Below are 10,823 nucleotides of genomic sequence, written 5' to 3' on the forward strand. Positions count from 1 at the left end.
AGTTGGTTGTGTAACGATATCTGTACGTATTGTGGATTGAAATCTTTACCTGATGTGATATGGTGTCAGCTCCCTCGCCTGAGGAAACCTATCGCACACGAGCCATACAGGATTTGATCATGCAAAAAGACGCGCTGAACAACGTACACATCACCGACGAGCAGGTTCTGATCACCCCGGAGCAGCTGAAAAATGCCTTCCCGCTGACCGGCGAACAAGAGGCGCAAATCGCGCAATCCCGCCAGACCATCTCCAACATCATTGCCGGGCGCGATCCGCGTCTGCTGGTGGTCTGCGGCCCCTGTTCGATTCACGATCCGGAAGCGGCGCTGGAGTATGCCCGTCGGTTTAAAACCCTTGCCGCAGAGGTCAGCGATAGCCTCTACCTGGTGATGCGCGTCTATTTTGAAAAACCCCGTACCACCGTCGGCTGGAAAGGGCTAATTAACGATCCGCACATGGATGGCTCGTTTGATGTGGAAGCTGGCCTGAAGATTGCGCGTCGTCTGCTGGTAGAATTAGTCAGCATGGGCTTGCCGCTGGCGACCGAAGCGCTCGATCCGAACAGCCCGCAGTTCCTCGGCGATCTCTTCAGCTGGTCGGCAATTGGCGCGCGTACTACGGAGTCACAGACGCACCGTGAAATGGCGTCCGGTTTATCAATGCCGGTCGGCTTCAAAAACGGTACCGACGGCAGCCTGGCCACCGCCATCAATGCGATGCGCGCTGCCGCCATGCCGCACCGCTTTGTTGGCATCAACCAGGCCGGCCAGGTCTGCCTGCTGCAAACCCAGGGCAACCCGGATGGTCACGTGATCCTGCGCGGTGGTAAAGCGCCAAACTACAGCCCGGCGGATGTCGCGCAGTGTGAAAAAGAGATGCAGCAGGCAGGACTGAAACCGTCGCTGATGGTAGATTGCAGCCACGGGAATTCCAATAAAGATTACCGTCGCCAGCCTGCCGTTGCTGAATCTGTTGTCGCACAGATCAAAGATGGCAACCGTTCGATTACCGGCCTGATGATTGAGAGCAACATTCACGAAGGCAATCAATCATCCGAGCAGCCGCGCTGTGATATGAAGTACGGTGTTTCTGTTACCGATGCCTGCATCAGCTGGGAGGCGACCGAAGTGCTGCTGCGTGAAATCGACAGCGATCTGCGCAATAGCCTGGCGGCGCGTTTTGCATAAGAGGGTGTTATGGCTGCTGAACTGACCGCGCTACGCGATCAAATTGATGAGGTGGATAAGGCGCTGCTGGGGCTGCTGGCGCGCCGGCTGGAGCTGGTGGCACAGGTGGGTGAAGTCAAAAGCCACTATGGGCTACCGATTTATGTTCCCGAGCGCGAGGCCTCAATGCTGGCCTCGCGCCGTAAAGAGGCCGAGGCGCTGGGCGTGCCACCCGATCTGATTGAGGATGTGCTGCGCCGCGTAATGCGTGAATCCTACTCCAGTGAAAACGACAAAGGGTTTAAAACGCTCTGTCCTGCGCTGCGTCCGGTCGTCATTGTTGGCGGCGGCGGTCAGATGGGAAAACTGTTTGGCAAAATGCTGACGCTCTCGGGCTACCAGGTGCGTACGCTGGAGAAAGAGGAGTGGGCTCAGGCTGAGACGCTGCTGGCGGATGCGGGCATGGTGATTGTCAGTGTGCCCATCCACGTCACCGAAGCGGTAATTGCGAAGCTGCCACCGCTGCCGGAGGATTGCATTTTGGTCGATCTGGCCTCGGTGAAAAGTGGCCCGCTGCAGGCGATGTTGTCGGCGCATAAAGGCCCGGTGCTTGGTCTGCATCCGATGTTCGGCCCGGACAGCGGTAGCCTCGCCAAGCAGGTGGTGGTGTGGTGCGATGGACGCAAGCCGGAAGCCTATCAGTGGTTCCTGGAACAGATTCAGGTCTGGGGCGCGCGGCTGCACCGCATCAGCGCCGTCGAGCACGATCAGAATATGGCCTTTATTCAGGCGCTGCGCCACTTTGCCACTTTCGCCTATGGTCTGCACCTGGCGGAAGAGAATGTGCAGCTTGAGCAGCTACTGTCGCTCTCATCGCCGATTTATCGCCTTGAACTGGCGATGGTGGGCCGTCTGTTCGCCCAGGATCCACAGCTCTATGCCGATATTATTATGTCCTCGCCCGATAACCTGGCGCTGATCAAGCGTTACTACCAGCGCTTCGGCGAAGCGATTGGTCTGCTGGAGCAGGGCGATAAGCAGGCGTTTATCGACAGCTTCCGCAAAGTTGAGCACTGGTTTGGCGATTATGCCCAGCGTTTCCAGAGCGAAAGCCGTACCCTGTTACGCCAGGCCAACGACAGCCGGGCGTAACTTCAAAAGCCGTTTATACTGAAAAGCCAGTGGTCACCCGCTGGCTTTTTTTATTTAAGGGATGCGCAATGGCTGAGTTGCAGAGACTGTTTGATTACACCGGACATTTACCTGAGTGTCCGACCTGGAGCGAAGCCGAACAGGCGCTCTACTGGGCTGATATTCTGGAGGGTGAAATCCATCGTTACCGGCTGGAAACAGGCGAGCATACGGTGCTCTCATTTCCGGAAGAGGTGGGCTGCTTCGCGCTGCGTGAGAAGGGCGGTTTTATCGTTGCCATGCGTCAGGCCATCTGGCTGACGGACGCGCGCGGTCTGCTGCGACAGAAAGTGTGCGATAACCCATCGAACCCGCAGCTGGCGCGTTTTAACGATGGCGGCACCGATCATCATGGCCGCTTTTATGCGGGCACCTTCTGGGCACCGGGCGATTACAATGGCGCGCTGCTGCTGCGGGTGGATAACGATCTGACGCCGAAAGTGGTGCAGTGCGATATTCACGGCGCAAACGGGCTGGCCTTCAGCCATGACAAACAGTGGATGTTCACCTCCGACACGCCGCACGGCGTGATTTACCGTACACCGCTGGATGAGCAGGGTGAGCCGGGGCGGCGCGAGCTGTTCCGTCGCTTCAACCCGGGCGAAGGGATCCCGGACGGCGCGGCGATGGATGTCGAAGGGTGCTACTGGAGCGCGATGTATGACGGCTGGCGGGTTGTGCGTTTCTCACCGCAGGGCGAACAGCTGGAGGAGTATCGTTTGCCGGTGCGCTGCCCGACGATGGTCTGTTTTGGCGGGGCGGATATGAAGACCCTGTTTATTACCACCACCCGCGAAAACATGGATGAGCAGGAGATTGCCGATTATCCGCTTTCGGGGGCAATCTTCACCCTGCCGGTGTCGGTAGCAGGGATGAAGAAAGCGCTCTTTATCGAGCGTTAAACCGGGTCGACCGGCACGACGTTTTCGCTGGGGTAGCAGCCCAGCACTTTCAGCGAGCGGGTGATACTGCCCAGCTCGCGCAGCGCTTTTTGCATCGCGCTGGCGTGCAGGTTGGCCTGAATATCCAGATAGAACATCTCTTCCCACGGGTTGCCGTGGATCGGGCGCGACTCCAGCTTGGTCATGATGAGGTTGTGGTTGCGCAGCACCAGCAGCGCTTCCACCAGCGCACCTGCCTGTTGCCCGGTCGCCATCAGCAACGTGGTTTTCGCCGGCACCTGCTCAGAGACGTCAATCGCTTTACGCGCCAGCACCACAAAGCGGGTAATGTTCTGCGTCTGGTTCGCCAGGTTGCGCTCCAGCACCTGTAAACCATACAGCGCGCCGCCCGGTTCATTGCCCAGCGCCGCGATGTGCGGTGAGTTCAGTTGGGCGACTTTCTCCATCGCCGCCGAGGTGCTTTCACAATACTCAATTTTCCACTGCGGATAGCGGTTCAGGAACTGGCTGCACTGCTGGAACGGCTGCGGATGGCTGTAGACGGTCTGGATCTGCTCAAGGGTCGTCGTGCCCGACACCAACACGCAGTGGTCTATGGGTACGGTTAGCTCGCCGACAATCGACAGGCTGGTGTGCTGAAGCAGGTCGTAGACATCATTAATCGCGCCAGAGCTGGTGTTCTCCAGCGGCACGACGGCGTAATCTGCCTGGCCGGTTTCGACCTGGTTAAAAATATCCTGAAAACGTGCGCAGCCGCTCTCGATAAACTGCTCGAAATGGCGCGCGGCATACTGGCGCGCCGCGAGATGGGAATAGGAGCCTTTCGGGCCGAGGAAGGCGATACGTGCCGAGCGTGGGTTGATGTTGTTGAGATGGTGCTGGAGCAGGGCTTGCTGAGTGAGAACAGAGTCTTCGATGATGAGCTGAAACAGGCGGGTGATGTAATGGGCATCCAGATGATGCGCTTTGCCAAGCTCAATTAAATGTTCCAGCAGAGCCCGCTCTCTGTCGATATCGCGCACCGGGCGGTGGGAGGCGAGTTTCGCTTTGCCAACTTCAACGGAGAGCTGGCGGCGCTCGGCCAGCAGCGTCAGCAGTTGCTCGTCGAGCGTGCTGATCTTCACGCGTAAATCCAGTAAGGGGTTTTCAGCCGTCATGTTGTTGCCTTTCATTGTTATCAATAAAAAAGCCTCCCGGCTTGGGAGGCTTTATTGTTCGTCTTCGCACTTTTTCTCACAAAACGAATCGCCTCCCTAACTGGGGAAGGTAAAAAAGAGTGCGAAGAGGAACGGGGTGTTTTTCATCATTTTTCCTGTCGAGCGAGGAAGTTAAAGTAACTGCTCTCTTTTCGCCCTGTCAATAAAAAACGCGCCCGCAGGCGCGTTGGAAACTCAATGTAGAGACTACTCTTCTTCTTCAACGAAGTTGGCATCTTTAACCGAGGTTGCGGCGCGACGCGCTTCGCCTTTGTGCTGCACTTTATTGAGCTGCCGTTCCAGCTTGTTGATCAAATCGTTGATGGCGATATACATATCATCATGTTTAGCGCTGGCGACAAGCTGCCCGTTAGGCGTGTTGATGGTCGCATCGGCGGTAAAACCCTGTGGCTCTTTAGAGAGGACGATATGGGGATTAATCAGCTGAGTTTGCCATTTATCCAGTTTGGCGAGACGGTCGGTGACATGCTGGCGGATTGCCGGAGTAATTTCCATTTGTTTACTGGTAATGTTCATTGTCATACATCTTACCTCTCTGTCTTTCCGTCTAAGTCATTTCAGCATAACGCGCCTAATGTCAAAATGTGTGATTAAAATCACGTAATTTTGTCACTTTTTGTCAAAGACCAGTGATTTGTGAGGCAGGGCAGGAAGAGGGGAAATATAGCTTGTCGGATGAGATGTTAGCAGTCATAGTTGACAGGTTGCATCGATGCGAAAGCGCTTCATCCATGCAGTCAACGGATAAAAAAACGGCAGCCCGCGGGCTGCCGTTTTGCGTTTCTGAGCGTTATGCGTTGCTGTTATTGGCGGCGATAATTTTCGCCACTTTGTCAGCCTGCGCATTCAGCTGCAGCTCGCGGTAAGCGCGCTCCATCAATGGCAGCGCATCGCGCGTTGCTTTGGTATCCGGGAAATCACGCAGCATGCCTTCCACGCGATTCGTTACCGCCACCCAGGCACCGCGATCGGTGTAATACTGCGCGACGGAGTATTCATACTTCGCCAGGCGATCTTTCAGGTAGACCAGACGCTTATTCGCATCCGTCGCGTACTGACTTTGCGGGTAACCGCGCACCAGGCGTGAGAAGTCATTGAATGCATCACGCGCATGAGCCGGATCGCGATCGCTACGGTCAACGCCGAAGAAGCCCTGCAGCGCGCTGTCATCAAGCGCCATGTTGGTCAAGCCGCGCATATACATCACGTAGTCGATGTTCGGATGCGTGGGGTTGAGACGAATAAAGCGATCGATGGCGGCCTGCGCCAGCGGCAGGTCGGCGTTTTTGTAGTAGGCGTAGATGAGATCTAACTGCACTTGCTGGGAGTAAGGACCAAACGGATAACGATTATCCAGAGCTTCCAGTTGCGTTATTGCCGCCTTCCAGTTACCGTCTTGCAGCTTTTGCTGGGCGGTCGCGTAGATTTCGTTTGGTGGATTATCAGGTACCTCTTCCTTAGAACCGGAGCAACCTGCCAAAGCCAGACTTAACGTGGCGGCTGCCACCAGATATTTCAAGCGCGTCATAACGTTTAGACTTTCCTCAGAATGTTCATGCGGGAGATTCTTTACTCCTGCTCCCGACTAAGACCAGCTACAATAGCACACTATATTAAACGGCGAAGCCGTAAAACCCAACGTTAACGAAGAAGCTGTATATGGCACAACTGGTACAACTCACCGCAACGGTATCCGAGAATCAACTCGGTCAACGCTTAGATCAGGCTTTGGCCGAATTGTTCCCTGATTATTCACGTTCGCGTATAAAAGAATGGATTCTCGATCGGCGTGTGCTGGTCAACGATGTCGTTAGCGACAAACCGAAAGAGAAAGTGTTGGGCGGTGAGCGCATTGCCATCAATGCTGAAATTGAAGAAGAAGCGCGCTTTGAGCCGCAGGATATTCCTCTCAATATCGTCTATGAAGATGACGATATTCTCGTCATCAATAAGCCGCGCGACTTTGTTGTGCATCCAGGCGCCGGTAATCCTGACGGCACCGTGCTGAATGCGCTGCTGCACTACTATCCGCCCATTATCGATGTACCGCGCGCAGGTATCGTACACCGTCTGGATAAAGACACCACTGGCCTGATGGTGGTGGCAAAAACTGTTCCGGCGCAGACCCGACTGGTTGAATCCTTGCAACTGCGTGAAATCACCCGCGAATATGAAGCGGTTGCCATTGGTCATATGACCGCGGGCGGTACGGTGGAAGAGCCTATCAGCCGTCATCCGACCAAACGCACCCATATGTCTGTTCACCCGATGGGCAAACCGGCCGTGACGCACTACCGCATTATGGAGCATTTCCGTATCCATACGCGCCTGCGTCTGCGACTTGAAACCGGCCGTACGCACCAGATCCGTGTGCATATGGCGCATATCACCCATCCGCTGGTGGGCGATCAGCTCTATGGCGGTCGTCCTCGCCCGCCGAAAGGCGCGTCGGATGAGTTTATTGATGTGCTGCGTAAGTTTGACCGCCAGGCGCTGCACGCCACTATGCTGCGTCTTTACCATCCGATTAGCGGTATCGAAATGGAGTGGCATGCGCCAATTCCACAGGATATGGTCGATCTGATCGCTGCCATGCGCGCAGATTTTGAAACCCATAAGGATGATGTCGCCTGGTTATGACCAAACTGATCGTCCCGGACTGGCCGCTACCGAAAGGCGTGGCGGCCTGTAGCTCAACCCGTATCGGTGGTGTAAGCCAGCCGCCCTACGATGCTCTGAACCTCGGCGCGCACTGTGGCGACAACAGCGAGCATGTCGAAGAGAACCGCGCACGCCTGTTTGCGGCGGCGGGTTTGCCTTCAAAACCGGTCTGGCTCGAGCAGGTGCACGGCACGGCAGTGTTGAAGCTCGACGGCGGGCCCTATGCCTCGAAACGCGCAGATGCCTCATACAGCAACACGCCGGGCACGGTGTGCGCGGTGATGACCGCCGACTGCCTGCCGGTGCTGTTTTGTAACCGGGATGGCAGCGAAGTGGCGGCAGCACATGCTGGCTGGCGAGGCCTGTGTGCGGGCGTGCTGGAAGAGACGATAGCCTGTTTTGCCGACAAACCTGGAAACGTGCTGGCGTGGCTTGGCCCGGCGATTGGTCCGGAAGCGTTCGAAGTGGGCCCGGAAGTGCGTGAGGCATTTATGGCTCACGATGCCGCAGCCGAAAGTGCGTTTCGCCAGCAGGGTGAAAAATATTTTGCTGATATTTATCAGCTGGCGCGTCAGCGGCTGGCGAGCGTTGGCGTCGAGCATGTCTACGGCGGCGAACACTGCACCTTCAGCCAGCAGAGTGATTTTTTCTCATACCGTCGGGACAAGACGACCGGGCGTATGGCAAGTTTCATTTGGCTGATATAACCTAGCGAATCAAGACGATCCAGTACGCGTAAGTTTTCTTCGCATAAATCAGGTCAATCACCTTGAATAATTGAGGGATGACCTCATTTAATCTCCAGTAGCAAATTTGACCTGTTATGGGAGGAGTTATGCGTCTGGATCGTCTTACTAATAAATTCCAGCTTGCTCTTGCCGATGCCCAGTCGCTCGCACTGGGGCACGACAACCAATTCATCGAACCACTTCATTTAATGAGCGCCTTACTGAACCAGGAAGGCGGTTCGGTTCAACCTTTATTAACCTCTGCCGACGTTAATACTGGCCAGTTACGTATTGCCATCGAACAGGCGCTGAGCCGCTTGCCGCAGGTAGAAGGTACCGGCGGTGATGTGCAGCCTTCGCAGGATTTGATGCGCGTGCTTAACCTTTGCGACAAGCTGGCGCAAAAACGGGGTGATAACTTTATTTCGTCAGAGCTGTTTGTTCTGGCTGCGCTGGAGTCACGCGGCACGCTGACGGATTTGCTGAAATCCGCTGGCGTCACCACCGCGAATGTGACCCAGGCTATCGATCACATGCGTGGGGGAGAGAGCGTGAACGATCAGGGGGCTGAAGACCAACGTCAGGCCTTGAAAAAATTTACCGTCGATCTGACCGAACGGGCCGAGCAGGGCAAACTTGACCCGGTCATTGGGCGTGACGAAGAGATCCGCCGCACCATCCAGGTGCTGCAGCGCCGTACCAAAAACAACCCGGTATTAATTGGTGAACCGGGTGTCGGTAAAACCGCTATCGTTGAAGGTCTGGCGCAGCGCATTGTGAATGGCGAAGTGCCGGAAGGGCTAAAGGGCCGTCGCGTACTGGCGCTGGATATGGGCGCGCTGGTCGCTGGGGCAAAATACCGCGGTGAGTTTGAGGAGCGCCTGAAAGGTGTGCTCAATGATCTCTCCAAACAGGAAGGCAACGTCATCCTGTTTATTGACGAACTGCATACCATGGTTGGTGCCGGTAAAGCTGACGGCGCAATGGATGCCGGGAACATGCTTAAACCGGCTCTGGCGCGAGGCGAGCTGCACTGCGTCGGCGCGACTACGCTTGATGAGTATCGTCAGTACATCGAAAAAGATGCTGCGCTGGAGCGGCGTTTCCAGAAAGTGCTGGTGGCTGAACCCTCTGTTGAAGACACCATCGCTATCCTGCGCGGCCTGAAAGAGCGCTATGAGTTGCATCACCATGTGCAAATTACCGACCCGGCGATTGTCGCGGCGGCATCGCTCTCACATCGCTATATCTCCGATCGCCAGTTGCCGGACAAAGCCATCGACCTGATTGATGAAGCGGCATCCAGTATTCGTATGCAGATTGACTCGAAACCAGAAGAGCTCGACCGTCTCGACCGGCGCATTATTCAGCTTAAGCTGGAACAGCGGGCGTTGATGAAAGAGTCTGATGAAGCGAGTAAAAAACGTCTTGAGATGCTGAGTGAGGAGCTGGAGGAGAAAGAGCGTCAATACTCCTCTCTTGAAGAGGAGTGGAAGGCGGAAAAAGCCTCCCTTTCCGGAACGCAGACCATCAAGGCTGAGCTGGAGCAGGCGAAAATCGCGATGGAACAGGCGCGTCGTAACGGCGATCTGGGCAGGATGTCTGAATTGCAGTATGGGAAAATCCCGGAGCTGGAAAAACAGCTGGCGGCGGCTACGCAGAGCGAAGGCAAAACCATGCGCCTGCTGCGTAACCGTGTAACCGATGCTGAGATTGCTGAAGTGCTGGCGCGCTGGACCGGTATCCCCGTTTCACGAATGATGGAGGGCGAGCGCGAAAAACTGCTGCGGATGGAGCACGATCTTCACCATCGCGTGATTGGTCAGGATGAGGCTGTCGATGCGGTCTCCAATGCCATTCGCCGCAGCCGCGCAGGGCTGTCCGATCCGAACCGCCCGATTGGCTCCTTCCTCTTCCTTGGTCCGACCGGGGTGGGGAAAACCGAGCTGTGCAAGGCACTGGCAAACTTTATGTTTGATAGCGACGACGCCATGGTGCGTATCGACATGTCTGAATTTATGGAGAAACACTCCGTTTCGCGACTGGTTGGTGCGCCTCCGGGCTATGTCGGCTATGAAGAGGGCGGTTATTTGACAGAGGCAGTTCGTCGACGTCCCTATTCCGTCATTCTGCTTGATGAAGTCGAGAAAGCGCACCCGGATGTCTTCAACATTCTGTTGCAGGTGCTTGACGATGGTCGTCTGACAGACGGGCAGGGCAGAACGGTAGATTTCCGTAATACGGTGGTCATCATGACCTCTAACCTGGGATCGGATTTGATTCAGGAACGTTTTGGCGAGCTCGATTACGGCCATATGAAAGAGCTGGTGATGGGCGTGGTAAGTCAGAGCTTCCGGCCTGAATTCATCAACCGTATAGATGAAGTCGTTGTGTTCCATCCATTAGGTGAAAAACACATTGCTTCTATTGCGCAGATCCAACTGCAGCGGTTGTATAAACGTCTTGAAGAGCGCGGCTATAGCGTGACGCTTTCCGATGAGGCGCTGAAATTGCTTAGCGCCAATGGTTACGATCCGGTGTACGGAGCGCGGCCGTTGAAACGTGCTATCCAGCAACAGATTGAAAACCCGCTGGCGCAGCAGATACTCTCCGGCACCCTGATTCCGGGTCAACCGGTACAGCTTGTGGTGAAAGATGACCACATTGTCGCTGTTCAATAAAAAATGAGAAATGAAAAACGGGCCTCCCGAGGCCCGTTTTTGTTTAATAAAGAAGCATAAATAGACCTCTTTCGCGGTTTTTGCCTGGAAATTGAGCGAACGGTAACTTTTTTGAAATTAGAGGTTGTCAGGGGAAATTAACGCCCTATAATGCGCCTCCACTGACACGGCACAACGGCAAACACACCGGCCTGTCAGGTGAAGAAATCTGAAAATAATCAGTTGACTTCACGGCGGGAAAGCGTAATATGCACACCCCGCGCCGCAGCGAAAA

At 55.4% G+C, this 10,823-nt stretch carries 10 protein-coding genes and 1 other annotated feature; of the genes, 6 read left to right on the forward strand and 4 right to left on the reverse strand.

The features are described 5' to 3' along the window. The first annotated feature begins 119 nt into the window (after positions 1–119). The 3 genes from aroF (at position 120) to PU683_RS09105 (ending at position 3,262) form a co-directional block, all read left to right on the forward strand. A complete protein-coding gene (gene aroF / locus PU683_RS09095; RefSeq protein ID WP_277171182.1) occupies positions 120–1,190 on the forward strand; it encodes a 3-deoxy-7-phosphoheptulonate synthase AroF in 1,071 nt (356 codons plus the stop codon). Between the two features lie 9 nt (positions 1,191–1,199). After that, the gene (gene tyrA, locus PU683_RS09100; protein WP_277171183.1) at positions 1,200–2,321 is read left to right on the forward strand and encodes a bifunctional chorismate mutase/prephenate dehydrogenase; all 1,122 of its coding nucleotides are present in this window, start codon (positions 1,200–1,202) and stop codon (positions 2,319–2,321) included. 68 nt (positions 2,322–2,389) lie between these two features. After that, positions 2,390–3,262, forward strand: coding sequence for an SMP-30/gluconolactonase/LRE family protein (locus tag PU683_RS09105; protein ID WP_277171184.1), 873 nt, complete (start codon positions 2,390–2,392; stop codon positions 3,260–3,262). Here the strand turns inward: PU683_RS09105 and pheA are convergent. The 4 genes from pheA to bamD form a co-directional block, all read right to left on the reverse strand. Beyond that, entirely contained in the window at positions 3,259–4,419 is a 1,161-nt protein-coding gene (gene pheA, locus PU683_RS09110) for a bifunctional chorismate mutase/prephenate dehydratase (RefSeq protein WP_277171185.1), read from the reverse strand. The genes PU683_RS09105 and pheA overlap by 4 nt on opposite strands. A 22-nt stretch (positions 4,420–4,441) precedes the next feature. Next, positions 4,442–4,567: a sequence feature (Phe leader region), on the reverse strand. Beyond that, a complete protein-coding gene (gene pheL / locus PU683_RS09115; protein WP_223284335.1) occupies positions 4,516–4,566 on the reverse strand; it encodes a pheA operon leader peptide PheL in 51 nt (16 codons plus the stop codon). (Overlaps the previous feature by 51 nt.) Before the next feature lie 98 nt (positions 4,568–4,665). Beyond that, positions 4,666–5,001 carry a ribosome-associated translation inhibitor RaiA gene (raiA, locus tag PU683_RS09120; protein WP_187799751.1) on the reverse strand — a complete coding sequence of 112 codons (336 nt, stop codon included), beginning with the start codon at positions 4,999–5,001 and terminating at the stop codon, positions 4,666–4,668. Between the two features lie 268 nt (positions 5,002–5,269). Beyond that, positions 5,270–6,007 (reverse strand): outer membrane protein assembly factor BamD, encoded by a 738-nt coding sequence (gene bamD / locus PU683_RS09125; RefSeq protein ID WP_277171186.1) that lies wholly within the window; start codon positions 6,005–6,007, stop codon positions 5,270–5,272. A gap of 131 nt (positions 6,008–6,138) precedes the next feature. Between bamD and rluD the strand changes: the two genes are divergently transcribed. The 3 genes from rluD to clpB all read left to right on the forward strand — a co-directional run bounded on the left by rluD (position 6,139) and on the right by clpB (position 10,549). Further along, positions 6,139–7,119 carry a 23S rRNA pseudouridine(1911/1915/1917) synthase RluD gene (gene rluD / locus PU683_RS09130; RefSeq protein ID WP_277171187.1) on the forward strand — a complete coding sequence of 327 codons (981 nt, stop codon included), beginning with the start codon at positions 6,139–6,141 and terminating at the stop codon, positions 7,117–7,119. Continuing rightward, positions 7,116–7,847 carry a purine nucleoside phosphorylase YfiH gene (yfiH, locus tag PU683_RS09135; RefSeq protein WP_277171188.1) on the forward strand — a complete coding sequence of 244 codons (732 nt, stop codon included), beginning with the start codon at positions 7,116–7,118 and terminating at the stop codon, positions 7,845–7,847. Before rluD ends, yfiH begins: the two co-directional genes overlap by 4 nt. 128 nt (positions 7,848–7,975) lie before the next feature. After that, positions 7,976–10,549: an ATP-dependent chaperone ClpB gene (gene clpB / locus PU683_RS09140; RefSeq protein WP_277171189.1), complete on the forward strand. Its 2,574-nt coding sequence runs from the start codon at positions 7,976–7,978 to the stop codon at positions 10,547–10,549. Positions 10,550–10,823 lie beyond the last annotated feature (274 nt).

This window comes from Candidatus Kosakonia sp. 282A-S69 (assembly GCF_029433855.1).
In the GTDB taxonomy this organism is placed as follows: Bacteria; Pseudomonadota; Gammaproteobacteria; order Enterobacterales; family Enterobacteriaceae; genus Kosakonia; species Kosakonia cowanii_A.

Excerpts from the sequence above, each read along its gene's own strand:
- aroF (WP_277171182.1), top strand. The coding sequence starts at position 120 with ATGCAAAAAGACGCGCTGAACAACGTACACATCACCGACGAGCAGGTT.
- tyrA (WP_277171183.1), top strand. The coding sequence starts at position 1,200 with ATGGCTGCTGAACTGACCGCGCTACGCGATCAAATTGATGAGGTGGAT.
- PU683_RS09105 (WP_277171184.1), top strand. The coding sequence starts at position 2,390 with ATGGCTGAGTTGCAGAGACTGTTTGATTACACCGGACATTTACCTGAG.
- pheA (WP_277171185.1), bottom strand. The coding sequence starts at position 4,419 with ATGACGGCTGAAAACCCCTTACTGGATTTACGCGTGAAGATCAGCACG.
- raiA (WP_187799751.1), bottom strand. The coding sequence starts at position 5,001 with ATGACAATGAACATTACCAGTAAACAAATGGAAATTACTCCGGCAATC.
- bamD (WP_277171186.1), bottom strand. The coding sequence starts at position 6,007 with ATGACGCGCTTGAAATATCTGGTGGCAGCCGCCACGTTAAGTCTGGCT.
- rluD (WP_277171187.1), top strand. The coding sequence starts at position 6,139 with ATGGCACAACTGGTACAACTCACCGCAACGGTATCCGAGAATCAACTC.
- yfiH (WP_277171188.1), top strand. The coding sequence starts at position 7,116 with ATGACCAAACTGATCGTCCCGGACTGGCCGCTACCGAAAGGCGTGGCG.
- clpB (WP_277171189.1), top strand. The coding sequence starts at position 7,976 with ATGCGTCTGGATCGTCTTACTAATAAATTCCAGCTTGCTCTTGCCGAT.